Below are 17,482 nucleotides of genomic sequence, written 5' to 3' on the forward strand. Positions count from 1 at the left end.
TCAGGTAGTGTTGATCTGGTAATATGACAACCGGTAGAGTATCTTTGCCGATCTCTCATGCAAAATGTTTACCTTTGGGTATGGATAAAAATGTTATAAAAGTTCATTTATCATGGTAAAAAAACGGGTTGTTGTCTTTCTTGTACCTTTGTTGGCCGCGGGAATTCTTCTCGGAGGATATTCCTGTACATCACCATCGGAAGATTATGTTACGGAACAGGAGTTGCGCTCAATCATCCGGGAAGAATTGAGGGGTTACCTAACACAGGAACAAATTATACAGCTTATTAGCAACTCAATTCCTCCAAACGTAAGTGAAGAGCGTATCCGTCAAATAATTACCGAAGAATTAAAAGGAGCGTTGACTCCTGCACAAATTGATCAGATTATTCAGGCGGTTGGACAAGGGCTTACAGAAGCACAGATTCGGGAGATTATTAAGCAGGAGGTGGAAAAAGCCGCTACAGGTTGGAAAATCGTAAACATCAACGTAAAGAAAGAGGATTGGAAATGGAACGACGAAGTCGCACAATATGAAGTCTTCTTTAACTTTCCGGAACTAACAGAATTTATTTATGAGGATGGAGCAACCATCGGTTATGTTTTTATCGGGACTCAGGGTGTTGACGAAGTTCAAAAACCCCTTCCTTTTGTGAATACCTATTCTACCGAAATAGATGAAACAGGTAATCCAATAGCGACGTTTACAGAAACCATCAGCTATGACGTTCAATATAAAGATAACGGTAAAAGTACTGTTGCATTTATCATAAAAGACTCGCAATTGGCGAAAGACCTGGATGCACCGCAGAACTACAATTTTAGAATTGTATTGATCTGGTAACTGACACAAAGAACCAATAAAGAGGCCGTTGAAGTAATCTTTACCGGCCTTTGTTTTTTTTAACTTTCTCCTTCATACAAAATGCTTACTTTTGGAAATTGATACTAAAACTGCGCTTCCTCATGAGTTTGGGCTATCTACATGAAAAGAACCCAACTCCGACAAAAACGTTGTTTTCCATCCCTTACTCATCATCCCCTCCTTTCTTCTTCGCTTTCTTTTGCAACGCTTTAATCGTATCCAAATAAGCCTGCTCCACGGGCGAAATTGTTTTCACCTGGTACTTCCTGTATTCCACTTTGGCTTTATCCATCGCTTGCTGGTGGCTAATTTGTCCGGCATCCGTTAAAAGTTTTTCGCCGGTTGAAGAGAGGATATTATCCAACTGTGTAACATAGTCCGACATATACATCGCGTTTCGACGCATAGCTTGAATTTCAGCGAAATCGAAATATCCGGAAACCAAATTGTTCAATATTTTAAGTTCATCGGCTGTAAGATAGTTTTTGGCAACCGTTATATCTTTTCCTGTGGGCAATTCGCCGGAAAATGTAGTTAAGCCCATAAATGGTTTATCGGCATCAGCCCGCTTGTAAATAACTTCGGCTGCTGTATGTCCATGTGCTGCAAAGTGAAGTTTGTTCTGTACGATTTTGAAAAATTGGATAGATATATCGGATTTCGGGTCGTAATCTACACTTGTAGCATAAAGGTCGAGTACCTGACGGTAAAGCACTTTCTCAGAAGAACGAATATCACGGATACGGTCGAGCAGCTCTTTCCAATAACTTCCACCACCTAATTGTTTCAGGCGTTCGTCATCCATCGTAAATCCTTTTATAATATACTCTTTCAGGCGTTCCGTTGCCCAGCGGCGAAAGTGAGTAGCGACAATAGATTTGATACGGTAACCTAATGAAATAATCATGTCCAAACTATAATAGGTTACATTGTAATTCTTTCCATCGTTGGCAGTTGTTCGGAATTTCCGAACAACTGAATTTTCGTCCAGTTCACCTTCTTCAAATATATGCTTAATATGCTCGCTTACATTTGATTTACTAGTTTGATAGAGTTCTACTAACTGAGCCTGCGTGAGCCATACAGTCTCGTGTTCCATCTTCACCTCAATGCGGGTGTTCCCGTCTTCGGTTTGATAGATAACGATATTCCCTTGATTATCACTCATAGCTTCCTCTAGTTTTTTGCTTTTCAACTAATACAATTTTAATCCGATTAATAGGTTTCATCGTTTTTATTTATTGATTTTAAACGCAAATATATTGATTTTTATCGACAGCTTCCATGTTCAAAACCAGTACCTTTCCAACATATTACAAAAAAGACATTCTTGGGCATATTTTCTCACCTCTTCCTCCCTCTATTTTTCTGCTGAACAATAGATAATTCGTTTCGGCAGTATGGTGGCTTTTGCGGTCATGCGGTAGGCTTTTGCATCCCCAAGGGATGGATCAATGTCTATCCCGGCAGAGAACTGGGCGATTTCAGCTTTCATTATTACATTTGGTGACATAAAAACCGTGTTGGAGTAATCTTTACCGGCCTTTGTTTTTTTTAACTATCTCCTTCATACAAAATGCTCCCATATCACTACTGACCGAATAAAATTTCAAAAAAAAAGGGCTACTCCCTGATGGTTTCGCCCCGATGTTTTACTTTTGTATTTGCAGTAACAAAATAAAACATGGGTAAAGATAGCGAAAAAAATTTAGTCGGACAGCCGATTTTCAATCAGATATTGCTAATTTATTCTTTGAAAAATACACACTAAAGTATATCTTCAACCAATTCTCTCATACATCTATCTGCCAAACAACTCCTTAGTAGAGGGAACGAATATTACATTTAGTTCTGGATCGGATGGTGTTTGGCGACGTTGTCCGATCTTCTTTTTTTATTTATCTTATCCTGAATCTTCCATATTCATCTGTTTTTAAGTGTTTATATTCATATTTAGAAATAGATTCTCTTTATCTTGTAGTTACCCTGTACGTTTCCACTCTCCTGATCAACCTTGATACGGAAAGAGAAAGTAAGTCCGTTGAGCACATCGGCAAGATCATCTTTCAAATCGACTTTTCCGGTACATCTTTGATTTCCAAGTCCTTCATCAAACAGAATTTTCTCACCGTAATAGCGTGAAAGTTTGGTCATCAACACATCCAAGCGCTCATCTTCCACATAAATCATGCCTTGCATCCACGAAATGTATCTTTCCACATCCACATGCTTAACGGATGCTTGACCTGCCTTGTAATCACAGAGTTGAGACGGAACTAAATCTATTTTTCCTGCATGATGATTAGGTGTAATTTGCACAGCTCCGGATGCCAATACAACTTGGGTTTCCGCATCTTCCTCGTAAGCCTGTACATTGAATCGTGTTCCCGTTACCCGAATTGCAATTTCATTTGTTCTTACAATGAAGGGTTGTTTTTGATTATGAGCAACATCTAAGAAAATTTCGCCATCCACATAGATTTCACGGGTATTGCCCGCGAAACGATTGGGATAAATCACTTTTGTGCCTGAATTTACATGTAAAGTTGTTGCGTCAGATAAAACCAGTTTCGAGCGTTTTCCTTTTGGTACAACTAACCGGCTATACTCCATGGTGTTCACTTCCGCAAGCGATTTGCCGGTAACCCGGACGCTGTCGGCATGGTACGAAATGTGGGCCTCCTTTTCTTCAATCGTGATCAATCGGTCGGCAGAAACGTAAAGCTGTATCTCTTCCGAAACGGAATCAACGGCAAACGAACTTGTTTTCACGAAATCCAACAATTGGGAATCCTGTTTTTCAAAAGGTTTAAAAAAATGGTTGACCGCCAACAGGAGCAAAACGGACGCCGCTCCTGAAAGCCAATAGTACAATGTCCTGCGCTTCCTTTGCTTGGCGATGCGGTGGCGGAAACGATCATGACTGCTGTCTATTTGTTGAGGTGTGAGGGGATAATCGTTCAAACGAATCTGTGTTTTATAAAGTTCCTTGGCATGATCGATGGCAGGTGTCAAATCAGGAAGCGTACTCATTACGTCTGCCCAATACGCATTGTCCTCCTCCGATTGAAAGAGATTCCATCTCAAGAAATCATCATCTTTGAGAAAGTCAACTGCTTTGTATCCCTGATATTTATTCATGTGCATCTATTATTCGTTCTATGGTTGTTATGACAGATACGAATGACTTGCCTTTTTGTGAGTATTTTTTAGGGCAATTCAATTAATATAAATTAAATTCCATGAATTTCAAGACAAAGGCGGGATATTACCTCAAAAACACAAATAAAATCAAAGTTAGTTGTCCGAACCCACCCCGGGTTGATCCCGATGGATATTGCGAACTTCAAAACATTATTATTCTCCAAAAAACACCATTCGCCACAGCTACCCTCCCGATGTCCCGATGACTATCGAAACCGAAACAGGCAGAGATTTAGGGATACAGAAATCAACCATACAACATCGCAACAAACACCACCATCGGCAACACTTTATTCTCCTTTCTTATTTTGATGATTGCCTGCGACACCAACTTGCGTATGGAAACTTCGGATCTGTTCATCATTCCTGAAATCTCCGAATACTCCAGACCCTAAATATTGCCGAGATAGAGTGCTTCTTTTTGCAAGGGAGAGAGTACGGACAACAGTTTTTCAATCTTCTGCTCTATGATTATCCGGTCTTCCTCTTCGATAATCTCGTCCAACACGGTGGTTTTGATAGAAAAGGCTAGTACTTCTTCATTAATATCTTCAGTCTTGGAAAATGATTTGGATTTAAAAAGGTCGTACAGTCGATTTTTCAGCGATTTGAGCAGGAAATACTTGAAATGCTCCACGGATTTAAGTTGCGGCTTATCAAAAAACACGTTGACAAAAACATCTTGCACGACATCCATGACATGCACCTCCGTTGCACCCAGGCTTCTGCCGTATGCATACAAGTCGTTCATGAAGTATTTGTAAAAGAAAGAAAACGCCTTTTCATCCCCCTCACCAAACTTCACAAATAAATAGGTTATTTTCTCGTGTGTCACATCCGTGTATTGCATAGCTCCTCGAATTGAAATGATCAAAAACAGGCAGCACAACTTTTCGCAATTGGCTACACTATCCGGCAAAGGTACACAATAAAAGAAAAAGGCGTAAGATTTTAAGCCTGCACCTTTTTTACAAAAATATGTATCTTTTTTATATAAATACTTACGACGGAGCAGATGAAGCAGGTAATCCAATAGCGACGTTTACAGAAACCATCAGTTATGACGTTCAATATAAAGATAACGGTAAAAGTACTGTTGCATTTATCATAAAAGACTCGCAATTGGCGAAAGACCTTGCAGCACCGCAAACATATAATTTTCGGATTGTATTAATATGGTAATCATATAAACAAAGGCAACGCATCTGCCACGATAAAGGAACTGCCGCCGATGAAAATGAGGTCATTTTCACCGGCGTTTTTCAGTGCTGCTTCAACAGCATGGGAAACGGATGGAAAGATGTAGCCTGCTAACCCGTGTGCGGCTGCATAACCTGCCAGCGTCTTCTCGTTTAATGCTCGTTCTACAGATGCCCTAGTGAAATAGTAAACAGCATTTTGCGGCATTAATGTAAGCACGGAGTCTACATCCTTGTCGTTAGCCATTCCGAATACAATATGCAATCTGTTGTAATCTTCCAAAAGCAACTGTTCCGCCACATACTTTAATCCATGGGCGTTATGCGCTATGTCACAGATAATTTCAGGAGAAGTCCGTAGCTGCTGCCATCGTCCCATTAAACCGGTGATAGCTGTTACGTTAGCAAACCCTTTGTAAACTGCTTCTGCCGGTATGTTGTACCCTGTTTCAAGTAGGGCCTCCACTGTTGTTAATACCGTACGGGCATTCTTGTCCTGTGCCATACCCTTTAGTTCGCCCTTCAGATTCGGGTATTTGCCGGATTGAAACAACCATCCGTAATCTTTCTTCTCAGCTTCAAAGTCGTTCATATATAGTTCCGAGAATACAATGGGTGCTTTCACGGAATGTGCCTTATCAATAAAAACCTGAGCTACTTCCGTATTGTCCGTCTCGCCAATCACTACAGGAGTATGTTTTTTTATTATCCCTGCCTTTTCGGCAGCTATCTTTGGCAGTGTATCACCAAGAAATTTCATATGGTCAAATCCAATGTTGGTGATGATGCTGATATCGGGAGTGATGATGTTAGTGCTGTCGAGCCGCCCGCCCAGTCCCACTTCAACGACTGCCACATCAACCTCCTGCAGGGAGAACCAGAGAAAGGCCATCTCCATGGTCAGCTCAAAAAAGGAGGGCATCACAGGTTCAAATTTATCTTTATACTTTTCCACGAATTCCACAACATAATCTTTTTCAATCATTGCTCCATTCACACGAATTCGCTCGCGGAAATCTATCAGGTGAGGTGATGTATAGAGTCCCACTCTGTAACCGGCTTTCTGCAAGATAGCCGCTAGCAGATGTGAGGTTGAACCCTTGCCGTTTGTTCCCCCTACATGTATGGTTCTGTAGCGCTTGTGGGGATGGCCGAATATCTCGTCCAACGCGAGGCTGTTGTCTAGCCCTTCTTTATATGCTCTATCCCCAATTCGTTGATATTCGGGCATTTGCCTGTACAGGTAGTTGAGAGTCTCTTCGTAAGTCATAAATTCATTAAATAATTCTGATACAAAAATAAGCGTTTCGGCTGAACCGAAACGCTTATTCCAAAAATTTGTTTTTCTATCAGTTCTTAAGTGGCAATACCGAGTATTGTCTTGAATAGCGCAATTGCTGTTCAACATAGTTCTCGTCGTATGATATCGTAACATCGGTTACCTTGCCATTCTCATCAGTGACCAGCTTGTATACGGGATTTACGAACCCTTTGTAGGGAGCTATATCAAGGGCTTTATAGCGCGACAATACTTCTGAATGGAGTTCAGTATTCACTTTTACCCCGTATGCCTCTACCAGGTTCTTTCCGGCTTCATAGTCGCCTTCCGATTTTATACGTTGCACTTCAGCAAGCAACTGACCAAAGAGTGTTCGCAATTTGTTGTAATCGCTGATCACCACATATGTTTTATCATCGCGCTTCTGCATCACAACAACACTGTCGGCCTTTCCGTGTTCAATTACCCAGTTCGATATAAGCGCCCGGTTGCGCATGTGTGCTTGTTCAATGTCTTTGCCAGGCTGGATGCGTGTAAGTTGTGTCATTGCCCCATTCATAATATATTTATAGTACTCAGCCTTATAAGCCTCGCTATCGGGCAGCAGCCCCAGTTCCACAAGCTTCGGATCTGCAAGATAGTAGAGAGCAAACAGGTCGGCGCGTGTCTCTTCCAGGGGAGAGCCATATGCTTTCAGGGCATCTCCGTCAACACCGGGGAGCAGTTTACCTGAACCGTGACCCAGACATTCGTGCAAGTCGGTATGCAGATTATCTGTAATAGTTTCATATTTTATTGAAATTTCACGTTCGACATCACTCCACATAAACTCTTCTTTAAAACCGTTTCCTTCAGCTGCTTTGGCATAGGCGAAGGTGATATTGTCTATAGTCACCGATTTGGAGCCATGGTCGCGGCGGATCCAGTTTGCATTGGGCAGGTTGATACCTATAGGGGTGGCCGGATACGTGTCGCCTCCCAGTATTGCTGCGGTTATCACTTTAGCGGAAACTCCTTTCACTTCCTCTTTTTTGAAACGATTGTCAATAGGAGAGTTGTCTTCAAACCATTGCGCATTATTGCTGATCAATTCCGTGCGCTTAGATGCCTCTTCGCTTTTGAAATTCACCAATGCCTCCCATGTGGCTTTCATGCCAAGCGGATCGGTATAGGTCTCGATGAACCCGTTTACAAAATCAACGCGCGAATCGGTGTCAGTTACCCATTTTACCGAAAAATCGTCGAAAATCTTCAGATCTCCTGTTGTGTAATACGCAATGAGCGTGTTGATGGTCTCTTTCTGATGTTCGTTTTCTGCAACGCCGGCAGCTTTCTCCAGCCATCCAACTATACGTTCGATAGCTTTGTCGTACATACCGTCTATTTTCCATAATTGTTCGGTAACGACTCCATCTTTTTTTACTACCTTGCTGTTGAGTCCGTAAGAGACAGGTGTGTTATCGTCTGTCTTTTTCATGGCGTTGTAGAACTCTTCCACCTCTTTCTGAGTAACCCCTTCATAGAAGTTTACAGCCGATGTTCTTACAATATCGGCACCGGCCGACTGGTTCATTCTTTTGGGCATAACATCCGGATCGAACATCACCGGGAGTATCTCTTTGAGAGTTTCGTCGGCAGCCATTCCATCGCGGAAAGGCATCCGTCCCGGATCAACACTTTTCACTATGGACACGAAGTACTCCCTTGTAAACTCCGGCATAATTTTGTCCTCTGAATAATGGTGGTGTATACCGTTCGCCATCCATATCTGTTTAAGGTAAGTCTCGAAATTCTCCCACTCTGTGGAAGATTTGTCACCCATATAATTTTCATATACACCTTCGCAAACACGGCGGATGGTCAGGTTGTACCGATTATGCTGGTCCCAGAGTATATCGCGGCCTTCCAATGCAGCCTGCGACAAGTAATATATCAGCTCTTTCTGCTGGAGCGGCAAGCTGTTAAATCCGGGGACTGGATAGCGGAGGATTTCTATATCGGCAAACCGGTCGACCTTATACTGGAAAGCGGAATCAATACCATCATCAGCTACCGTCTGATTATCTGTGTTTTTGCTTATACATGAAGAAAGCAAAAAAAAGGTTGTTAGCATAAAGATTACTTTTTTCATATTTATAACTATTTGTCTATTTGTTTAAGATATGGGCTTTGTACATGCATTTCTCGATTTATCTCCCAGGTATCCGCCATGATGACGTTTGGCATATTCACTTGCAGTGAAGTTGATCCGTTTCATTGTTCCTACAACAAGTATGTCTCCCATGACTGTCATTATTGTGGTAGAGGTGGTGGGAGTAAGATCTAGAGGGCATACCTCCGGCGGGTTTCCGGTTAGGAGTGTCACATCCGCTTCTTTGGCGAGCACACTCTCTTTGTTGCCGGTGATTACGATAATGGGAATTTCTGGATACATCCCTCTTGCCAAATCTATCAGTTCTATGATCTCGCGGGTTTTCCCTGAATTGGTAATCAATAAAAGCAGATCGTTGTCCTGTAGGACTCCGAGGTCGCCATGTTGCGCTTCGCTGGGATGAAGGAAAATGGCTGGTGTACCTGTTGAACAAAATGTGGTTGCCATATTTTGTCCAATCTGTCCAGCTTTGCCCATGCCGCTAATTACTAATTTTCCCCGTTTCCCGTGTACATTCTCTATTATCAGATCAATGGCTTTTTCATATCTGTCGGTTACCGGTATGTTCAGGATGGCATCAGCCTCCTGTTTCAGTATAGTGCTTATATCTTCGTGATTCATTACTGTTGTCAGTTTGTTTTGAATTTATAGGAAACCGATGCCAGCTCTTTATTGGCTTCCTTTATTTTGTTTTTCAGGCTGTTTTTATAGTCAGACATTTTTTTCTGCAAAGGCTCGTTGTTGGCGGCAATTATCTGTAGTGCCAGAATAGCGGCATTCAAAGAGCCGTTTATTCCTACGGTGGCTACTGGAATACCCGGGGGCATCTGCACGATGGCAAGCAGTGCATCCATTCCTTCGAGCGATGAATTGATGGGCACGCCTATCACCGGGAGGGTGGTCATGGAGGCAATCACACCTGGCAGGTGTGCTGCCATTCCCGCTGCGGCAATAATAACCTTGATCCCTTTATCTTTGGCACCTTTTGCGAATATTTCAACCTCTTCGGGTGTACGGTGTGCCGACAGGGCGTTCATTTCGAAAGGGACCTCCATCTCGTTGAGGAAGCGTGCCGCTTTTTCCATCACGGGCAGATCAGATGTGCTGCCCATAATAATGCTTACAACAGGTTGCATAAATAATATAATTATCCGTTTGATTAATATAATTCACAGATACCATCTGTGTTAAAACAGATGGTATTACTGCATATTTCCTGCGATAAACAGAAAGGAATCACTGGTGTTGGTGATTCCCTCCATTTTCAGATCCTTTTGTTTTATTTACCTATAAACTCTTTATATGCTTCGGCCGACATTAAGCCTGTCAGTTCTTCGCTGTTCTTAACTGAGATTTTGATAATCCATCCTTCACCGTATGGGTCCTTGTTTACAAGCTCAGGTGCATCATCGAGTTTTGGATTCAACTCCAACACTTCACCACCCATAGGCATCATCAGGTCTGATACGGTTTTCACAGCTTCAATACTTCCGAAAACATCTCCCTGTGCAAGGGTTTCTCCCTCAGAGGTTACATCAACATAGACGATTTCACCCAACTCATCCTGTGCAAAATCGGTAATTCCGACGTATGCCTCACTGCCTTCCACTCTCACCCATTCGTGATCGGAAGAATACTTTACATTTTCAGGAAAATTCATAACGATTAAAATTTTAAAAAAATTAATTCATGTGGTAAATTTACAACTTAATTCTATATTATCAAAAATCAAACTTTTCAGTTCAAATCTTCACTCCAAACCATACGAACGTGAACGAGACCAGGAAACCGAGTAAAAAACCGGCAATTACCTGGGAAAGTGTGTGGCGTCGCAGTATTAGTCTTGATGTGCCTACCAACCCGGCAATGATAAACAATCCCATAAACATGTAATATGGATTTGAACGTTCCACAAAATAGCTTATCGACATTGCCCCGCCAATGAGTCCGCCAATCCCGAACATATGTGCGCTTATCTTCCACTTCAGCGTGATAATTATTGCAAAGATCATTATTGCAACAGATGCGGCAAGCATCATAAGAAACCATCCGGGCATGTACATCCTGTTGTAGAATACTATCATTGCTGAGTAAGATACTACAGTAATCAGATAAGGGTATATACGTTCTCTGCGTATCTTTAGCGATAAATCGGATATAATTTTCATTCGGTACAGTAAAAAAATGAGAATAGAAGGTATCACGAATGAAAAAACGACTACAGGAGTAATAATTTGCCAGAAATGATTTTGATACATCAAACCGAAATAGGTATAAACAAATAGGAGCAATACCCCGTAGGTCGGCATCAACAATGGTTGGAAAATAGTGGAAATTACGTGTGAAATTGACTTCATCCTGCTAAGTTTCATTTTCTGAAACGGCAAAGTTATATTTTTTTTCTCAATCGGGCTACCGGAATGTTCAATTGTTCACGATATTTCGCCACTGTGCGTCGTGCTATTACATACCCTTTATTATTGAGGATTTTAGTTAGTTGCTCATCTGTGAGAGGTTTAGAAGAGTTTTCGTTGTCGATGCTCTCCCTTAAAATTGATTTTATCTCTGTTGAAGAAATATCTTCCCCTCCTCTAGTCTGCATCGCTTCGGAGAAGAAAAACTTCAGAGGGTAAACACCGGTGTTGGTCTGTACATATTTGCTGTTGCTTACTCGGGAAATGGTAGAAATATCGAAACCTGTTCTTTCAGCAACATCTTTTAGGATCATAGGTTTTAGGCATTTTTCATCTTCCGTAAGGAAGAAGTCGTACTGAATGTGTACAATTGCCTCTATGGTTTTTTGTAGTGTGTTTTGGCGTTGTCTGACAGCATCTATGAACCATTTAGCGGAATCAACCTTTTGTTTCATAAAAAGCATTGTTTGTTTATCATCGGTTGACATACTCTCTTTATTATCGCTGTAACCTTTCAGCATTTCCGAAAAGCTGCGGCTCACCTTCAGTGTAGGAATATTGCTGTTATTTAGGTGTATAGATACTTCACCGTTATAGGAGTCTACGATGAAATCGGGAGTAATATTGTTCATTGCAGTCTGCATAGTATCTCCAATGTTATTCCCAGGTTTCGGGTTCAGCGACGTGATTTCTTCAATGGCATCCCGTAGATCGTCCTGTGAAATATTCATCCGTCGCATGATCTTATCGTAGTGTTTTCGTGAAAACTCATCAAAATAATCTTTAAGTATTTTTTTTGCAAGACTTACTGATGGTGTTGGTTCACAGCGATTCAGCTGTATCAGCAGGCACTCCTGCAGTCCACGGGCTCCCACACCAGCCGGATCGAGATCCTGTATCTCATATAATACATCTTCCAGATGTAGAGGAGTGACCTCCATTTGCTGCTGGAACAACAGGTCGTCTGATATCGATTGCAGGTCGCGCTGCAGATAACCATTCTCATCGAGGCTACCGATAATATATTCCGCGATCAACTGTTTCCGGTTGTCCAGATTTAACAACCTTATCTGTTCCAGAAGGTAATCGCTGAGCGATTTATCGTCATAGTAATTTATTTCGGCAATATTTGTTTCGTTTTTATGATATGTTGCGTTCAGGCGATAGTCGGGGATGTCATCCTCCGAGAAATAGTCGCCAAGAATCATATCTTCCTGCGAAAGAGACGTGTCCTCCCCGCTTTCCATATCTTCATTTTCGACATCGGCCGATATCTCGGCATCGGCAGTCTCCAGCGCGGGATTATCTTCAACCTCCTGTTTAATCCGGTCTTCCACCTCAATGGAGTTCAACTCCACTAACTTTATCACCTGCATTTGCAAGGGGGAGAGTCGCTGTATTTGTTTTAGTTCCTGTTGCTGCTTGAGTGCCATAAGACTTTGTTCAAAAATAAATCACTAGCAAAGATAATGATTTTACTACCAATTGCAATTGTCATAACCTGCCTGACATGTAAGAGGGGCAAGGGCATACGAGTCGTATTCGTCATAAGCCGGGCCTGGAATTCCATTGATAACCACAATCCGGTCTAAACGCACTCTGTCGCCATTTTCAAAAAAAAGATAATACCCCTCGTCTTTTATTTCTCTGATTTTCATAATCTTCCCACGCAACTCTTCCAGTTCAGGCTCATCTGAAAAAGCAAAATATATTACCCTTGCCTCTTCTTTTTCCATTTCTCTGTCAAAGATTTCAAAATAGTCGTGATCGACCGGCAAATATTTTGGTTTCATTACTGACTCCTTTTTGTTTTGATATAGAATTAAAACAATGAATAAAAGAATCTGTTCAACAATCTAATTTCAAAATATCTTTAATCTCATTTATCACATCTCTGTTTTCTTCTGACAGGTTTGTCCAATTTATCTCCGGGTTTTTCTTAAATCAAGTTATCTGCTTGCATTTTGTGTTGTTCATTTATAAGAAAACTGCTGAAGCCCGTTTCTTACGCTGTTTACATATATTAAGAGTAAATTATCGTGTCTATTAAATGATGCAAAATAAATTTAAATATTTTGTTTCGTATGAGATTTTAATATACAATTGCAAAAATTTAGAACGTTTTGTTGTATATATAGTTAACCGGTTTAGCGTTTGCTCTCAGGTTTAAAAAATATGAAAAAGGTATCAATGCAAAATATAGCAGACAGGTTAGGAGTTTCAAAGGGGACAGTTTCCCTTGTATTGAGTGGTAAGGCAAAAGGTAATCGTATTAGCGAAGAAATGTGCTTAAAAGTCAGACGAATGGCGGAAGAGATGAATTATTACCCGAATGAGATTGCACGTAGCCTCAGTACCGGAATGACCATGACTATTGGAGTTATTGTGACTGATATTTCGAATGAATTCTTTGGAAATCTTACATTTCACATTCAAGAACGTGCCAAAAAATATGGTTATGTGGTGATTACCACAAATACGAACGAATCTTTAGAAGAATTTGATGATGTAGTTACAATATTGTTAAATAAACAGATAGACGGAATTATTCTTGTTCCTGTTGCTGGAGGAGGTAGAATTGCTGATAGAATCGTTAAAAGACATGTCCCTATGGTGCAAGTTGACCGTTATTATCCGGATATTCAAGCCAGCTATATAATTGTGGATAATTATAAAGCATCTACAGATGCAGTTAAGTTTCTAATAGAAAAAGGCTATAGGAGAATTGCAATTATATGTTACGATATTAATCTTAATGCATTGACGGATAGGAGGCAGGGATATATTGATACAATGAAACGTTATAATTTATTGGATCCTGCACTAATAAAAGACATTAAATATGAAGAACAAGAAGAGCAAATTAGGCAAGCTATTGTAGATCTGAAAAATAATCCTGATAAGGTTGAGGCTATATTTTTTTGTTCCAGAAGGGTGTTTATTACCGGAATAAAGTATATGCATAGAGAAAATATAAAGGTTTCAGAGGAGATGGAAGTGCTTTGTTTTGATAAAATAGATACGATTTCCATTAACAATATTCCGATTAATTATATTGAACAACCGATCAAAAAAATGGGAGAGGAAGCAGTTGAAATGCTGATTGAACAGATCAAAGGGATTAAAAATATTCAACAATTAGTCCTCGATGCCGAAATTACACATTCTATTTAAAACTTAATTGATCATGAAGATACTATTTTTTATACATGATTAGTTAACCGGTTTAGCTTATGCTTATCAACAAACTTAAATTATTATAATAGATTTTACTAATGAAAAAAACGAAATTACTTTTTTTAATTTTTCTTTTTCCATTATCGTTAATTGCACAGCAACCGGTACAAGTAAAGGGAAAAGTGATAGAAGCGGAAACCGGTGAACCGTTGCCGGGCGTGAGCATCCTTGTAGATAAGTCAACAAGAGGAGTAACCACGGATATAGATGGAACATTTGAAATTAAAGTGACCACATCCGATAAACTCGTTTTTTCGTTTTTAGGGATGCAGTCACAAACCATTGAGGTTGGAAATAAAACGTTTATCGAGGTGTCTTTAAGGCCGGAGACAAGCGAACTCGAAGAAGTAACGATTGTTGCTTTCGGAAAGCAAAAGAAAGAGAGTGTAATAGGTTCAATCACGACAGTAAATCCGACCGAACTCAAAGTTCCATCAAGCAATCTTACTACGGCTCTTGCCGGTAGAATGGCTGGTGTTATATCCTATCAGCGAAGTGGCGAACCGGGACAGGATTATGCTGACTTTTTTGTACGTGGTATTACCACCTTCGGAGAGAACAAGAATCCTTTAATATTGATTGACGGGATTGAACTAACCACTACTGATTTAGCCAGGTTACAACCCGATGATATTGCAAGTTTCTCCGTAATGAAAGATGCTACAGCCACCGCGTTATACGGCGCAAGAGGTGCCAATGGGGTCATTCTCATTACAACTAAACAGGGGAAAGAAGGTCCTGCGAAGATATCAGTCCGCATAGAGAACTCTATTTCTCAACCGACGAAAGACATAAAAATTGCCGATCCGGTAACATATATGAAACTCCATAATGAAGCAGTGCTCACTCGGGATCCCCTAGGCGAATTACCGTACAGTGATGAGAAAATTGAGAATACGGCTGCAGGAATGAACCCCCTTATCTATCCTGCCGTCCATTGGAAAGATATGTTGTTCAAAGATTACACAGCTAACCAGAGAGTAAATCTCAATGTTAGTGGTGGCGGTGGCGTTGCCAGATATTATGTAGCTGGCTCTTATAGCGTAGATAACGGGATTCTTAATGTAGATAAAAGAAACAATTTTAATAATAACATCAAATCTGAAATTTACACATTGCGAAGTAATATTAATATTGATTTGACAAAAACAACCGAAATGATCGTCCGGTTAAACGGTAATTTCGATGATTATACAGGTCCTATTTATACAGGAAAGGAGATGTATAATATGGTAATGCACGCCAATCCGGTCATGTTCCCCGCTTTTTACCCGGTAGATGAAGAACATAAATTTGTTAATCATATTATGTTCGGGAATTATGACGATTCATATACCAATCCCTATGCTGAAATGGTAAGAGGGTATAGGGAAGAAAAAAGATCACAAATGATGGCACACCTGGAGCTCAAGCAGGATCTTAATTTTTTGACCGAAGGACTTTCAATCAAAGGATTAATGAATATCACAAGAGTGTCGAAATATGATGTTCGAAGGTTTTATAATCCTTATTATTACCAAATCGGCAGTTATTACAGTGTAACTGACAAATATCAACTGATACAAACGAATGATAACGGTACAGAATATTTGAATTATTCAGAAGGGGGCAAGGATATAACCAGTATCATGTACATGGAATCCACATTGAATTATCAACGGACATTCAACGAAAAACATAATGTAAGCGGGCTTTTAGTCTATATGTTGCGGGATCAGAGCAAAGCTAATGCAGGAAATATTCAATTGTCCCTCCCTTCGAGGAATGTTGGCCTATCAGGAAGATTAACCTATTCATATGAAAACCGGTATTTTACAGAATTCAATTTCGGGTATAATGGCTCCGAGCGCTTTTCGAAAGATAAACGATTTGGCTTCTTTCCGTCAGCCGGTGTTGCATGGGTGGTCTCCAATGAAAATTTTTGGGATCCGATAAAGCCTGTCATCTCAAACTTAAAATTAAGATATAGTTATGGGTTGGTTGGAAATGACCAGATAGGCACATCCAGTGATCGATTTTTCTACCTATCCAATGTAAATATGAATGATGGAAATTATGGAGCAACATTTGGAACCAACGTAGATAAGGGACTTTCTGGCATTTCTATTTCGAGATATTCAAACCCGAATATTAGCTGGGAAACTTCTTTAAAAAACAATTATGCTTTGGAATTTGGATTATGGAACAAGATTAATATCATTGCCGAATATTTTACCGAACATCGTAGCAAGATATTAATGACAAGGGAAGCTATTCCCACTACCATGGGATTAACTGCACCAATAAGAGCAAATGTTGGAGAGGCATCAGGAAAAGGAATAGATATCTCTTTAGACTACCAACAATCATGGAATAAAGATTTTTGGACATCCGCGAGAGGTAATTTCACTTATGCAAGCAGTAAGTTTGAGGTTTTTGAAGAACCCCAATATAATGAATATTGGAGATCAAGGGTGGGGCAGTCCTTGAATCAGACCTGGGGCTATATTGCAGAAAGATTATTTATGGATGATGCGGAAGCAGATAATTCACCCTATCAGGGATTCGGTTCCGTATATGGCGGAGGAGATATAAAGTATACCGATATAAACCGAGATGGTAAAATTACAGAAGCGGATAAAGTACCAATAGGATACCCTACCGTCCCTGAAATTGTTTATGGGTTTGGTTTTTCAATGGGATATAAGAGGTTTGACTTTTCCCTGTTCTTTCAGGGAGCAGCGAACGAATCATTCTGGATGAACGCGGCAAACACCTCTCCATTCCGGAACCAGACTCAGATATTACAAGCATATGCGGACAGCCATTGGTCGGAAGCAAACCAGGATATGTATGCCATTTGGCCAAGACTTTCTCCAACACTCAACCAGAACAATATTCAGACAAGTACTTGGTTTATGCGTGATGGATCATTTGTTCGCTTGAAACAAGCCGAAATCGGATATACAATACCAGGAAAATGGCAAAAGAAATATCATCTAGGTAATCTGAGATTGTATTTGAGTGGAAACAACTTGCTCCTATTCAGCAAATTCAAATTATGGGATGTGGAAATGGCCGGTGAAGGGCTGGGATATCCTATTCAGCGGGTATTTAATGCTGGAATAAATTTAACAATTAATTAATCGCTTA

At 40.4% G+C, this 17,482-nt stretch carries 15 protein-coding genes; 3 read left to right on the plus strand and 12 right to left on the minus strand.

What is annotated here, in order from left to right:
- Positions 1-112 precede the first annotated feature (112 nt).
- Positions 113-844 (plus strand): hypothetical protein, encoded by a 732-nt coding sequence (locus B3B27_RS09695; RefSeq protein WP_286833331.1) that lies wholly within the window; start codon positions 113-115, stop codon positions 842-844.
- A gap of 184 nt (positions 845-1,028) precedes the next feature.
- Here the strand turns inward: B3B27_RS09695 and B3B27_RS09700 are convergent, their stop codons facing one another.
- From B3B27_RS09700 to B3B27_RS09755, 12 genes are all read right to left on the minus strand, one after another.
- Complete coding sequence (locus B3B27_RS09700) at positions 1,029-2,033, minus strand: virulence RhuM family protein (RefSeq protein WP_286833333.1); 1,005 nt, start codon at positions 2,031-2,033, stop codon at positions 1,029-1,031.
- A 192-nt stretch (positions 2,034-2,225) separates the two neighbouring features.
- Positions 2,226-2,378, minus strand: coding sequence for a hypothetical protein (locus B3B27_RS09705; protein WP_286833335.1), 153 nt, complete (start codon positions 2,376-2,378; stop codon positions 2,226-2,228).
- A gap of 440 nt (positions 2,379-2,818) precedes the next feature.
- A complete protein-coding gene (locus tag B3B27_RS09710; RefSeq protein WP_286833337.1) occupies positions 2,819-4,006 on the minus strand; it encodes a FecR family protein in 1,188 nt (395 codons plus the stop codon).
- 454 nt (positions 4,007-4,460) lie between these two features.
- Complete coding sequence (locus tag B3B27_RS09715; RefSeq protein WP_286833338.1) at positions 4,461-4,919, minus strand: RNA polymerase sigma factor; 459 nt, start codon at positions 4,917-4,919, stop codon at positions 4,461-4,463.
- A 332-nt stretch (positions 4,920-5,251) separates the two neighbouring features.
- Positions 5,252-6,538: a bifunctional folylpolyglutamate synthase/dihydrofolate synthase gene (locus B3B27_RS09720; protein WP_238867072.1), complete on the minus strand. Its 1,287-nt coding sequence runs from the start codon at positions 6,536-6,538 to the stop codon at positions 5,252-5,254.
- Between the two features lie 79 nt (positions 6,539-6,617).
- Positions 6,618-8,678 (minus strand): dipeptidyl-peptidase 3 family protein, encoded by a 2,061-nt coding sequence (locus tag B3B27_RS09725; RefSeq protein WP_286847349.1) that lies wholly within the window; start codon positions 8,676-8,678, stop codon positions 6,618-6,620.
- Positions 8,679-8,702: 24 nt separating this feature from the next.
- On the minus strand, positions 8,703-9,320 hold the full coding sequence (locus tag B3B27_RS09730) for an SIS domain-containing protein (RefSeq protein WP_286845995.1): 618 nt from the start codon (positions 9,318-9,320) through the stop codon (positions 8,703-8,705).
- 8 nt (positions 9,321-9,328) lie between these two features.
- Entirely contained in the window at positions 9,329-9,835 is a 507-nt protein-coding gene (gene purE, locus B3B27_RS09735; RefSeq protein ID WP_238867069.1) for a 5-(carboxyamino)imidazole ribonucleotide mutase, read from the minus strand.
- A 143-nt stretch (positions 9,836-9,978) separates the two neighbouring features.
- Positions 9,979-10,359: a glycine cleavage system protein GcvH gene (gcvH, locus tag B3B27_RS09740; protein ID WP_238867067.1), complete on the minus strand. Its 381-nt coding sequence runs from the start codon at positions 10,357-10,359 to the stop codon at positions 9,979-9,981.
- Positions 10,360-10,441: 82 nt separating this feature from the next.
- Positions 10,442-11,056 (minus strand): phosphatase PAP2 family protein, encoded by a 615-nt coding sequence (locus B3B27_RS09745; RefSeq protein WP_238867065.1) that lies wholly within the window; start codon positions 11,054-11,056, stop codon positions 10,442-10,444.
- Positions 11,057-11,088: 32 nt separating this feature from the next.
- On the minus strand, positions 11,089-12,546 hold the full coding sequence (rpoN, locus tag B3B27_RS09750; protein ID WP_238867063.1) for an RNA polymerase factor sigma-54: 1,458 nt from the start codon (positions 12,544-12,546) through the stop codon (positions 11,089-11,091).
- Positions 12,547-12,591: 45 nt separating this feature from the next.
- A complete protein-coding gene (locus B3B27_RS09755; protein WP_238867061.1) occupies positions 12,592-12,906 on the minus strand; it encodes a hypothetical protein in 315 nt (104 codons plus the stop codon).
- 382 nt (positions 12,907-13,288) lie between these two features.
- Between B3B27_RS09755 and B3B27_RS09760 the strand changes: the two genes are divergently transcribed.
- Complete coding sequence (locus B3B27_RS09760; RefSeq protein WP_286847350.1) at positions 13,289-14,287, plus strand: LacI family DNA-binding transcriptional regulator; 999 nt, start codon at positions 13,289-13,291, stop codon at positions 14,285-14,287.
- A 101-nt stretch (positions 14,288-14,388) separates the two neighbouring features.
- A complete protein-coding gene (locus B3B27_RS09765) occupies positions 14,389-17,475 on the plus strand; it encodes a SusC/RagA family TonB-linked outer membrane protein (protein ID WP_286847352.1) in 3,087 nt (1,028 codons plus the stop codon).
- The last annotated feature ends 7 nt before the right edge of the window (positions 17,476-17,482 follow it).

It is taken from the genome of Proteiniphilum sp. UBA5463 (genome assembly GCF_002427225.1).
Taxonomy (GTDB): Bacteria; Bacteroidota; Bacteroidia; order Bacteroidales; family Dysgonomonadaceae; genus Proteiniphilum; species Proteiniphilum propionicum.

Bases quoted from the DNA above. Each gene is read 5' to 3' on its own strand.
- purE (WP_238867069.1), bottom strand. From the start codon at position 9,835: ATGCAACCTGTTGTAAGCATTATTATGGGCAGCACATCTGATCTGCCC.
- gcvH (WP_238867067.1), bottom strand. From the start codon at position 10,359: ATGAATTTTCCTGAAAATGTAAAGTATTCTTCCGATCACGAATGGGTG.
- B3B27_RS09725 (WP_286847349.1), bottom strand. From the start codon at position 8,678: ATGAAAAAAGTAATCTTTATGCTAACAACCTTTTTTTTGCTTTCTTCA.
- B3B27_RS09705 (WP_286833335.1), bottom strand. From the start codon at position 2,378: ATGTCACCAAATGTAATAATGAAAGCTGAAATCGCCCAGTTCTCTGCC.
- B3B27_RS09745 (WP_238867065.1), bottom strand. From the start codon at position 11,056: ATGAAGTCAATTTCACACGTAATTTCCACTATTTTCCAACCATTGTTG.
- B3B27_RS09765 (WP_286847352.1), top strand. From the start codon at position 14,389: ATGAAAAAAACGAAATTACTTTTTTTAATTTTTCTTTTTCCATTATCG.
- B3B27_RS09700 (WP_286833333.1), bottom strand. From the start codon at position 2,033: ATGAGTGATAATCAAGGGAATATCGTTATCTATCAAACCGAAGACGGG.
- B3B27_RS09720 (WP_238867072.1), bottom strand. From the start codon at position 6,538: ATGACTTACGAAGAGACTCTCAACTACCTGTACAGGCAAATGCCCGAA.
- rpoN (WP_238867063.1), bottom strand. From the start codon at position 12,546: ATGGCACTCAAGCAGCAACAGGAACTAAAACAAATACAGCGACTCTCC.
- B3B27_RS09695 (WP_286833331.1), top strand. From the start codon at position 113: ATGGTAAAAAAACGGGTTGTTGTCTTTCTTGTACCTTTGTTGGCCGCG.
- B3B27_RS09715 (WP_286833338.1), bottom strand. From the start codon at position 4,919: ATGCAATACACGGATGTGACACACGAGAAAATAACCTATTTATTTGTG.
- B3B27_RS09755 (WP_238867061.1), bottom strand. From the start codon at position 12,906: ATGAAACCAAAATATTTGCCGGTCGATCACGACTATTTTGAAATCTTT.
- B3B27_RS09710 (WP_286833337.1), bottom strand. From the start codon at position 4,006: ATGAATAAATATCAGGGATACAAAGCAGTTGACTTTCTCAAAGATGAT.
- B3B27_RS09760 (WP_286847350.1), top strand. From the start codon at position 13,289: ATGAAAAAGGTATCAATGCAAAATATAGCAGACAGGTTAGGAGTTTCA.
- B3B27_RS09730 (WP_286845995.1), bottom strand. From the start codon at position 9,320: ATGAATCACGAAGATATAAGCACTATACTGAAACAGGAGGCTGATGCC.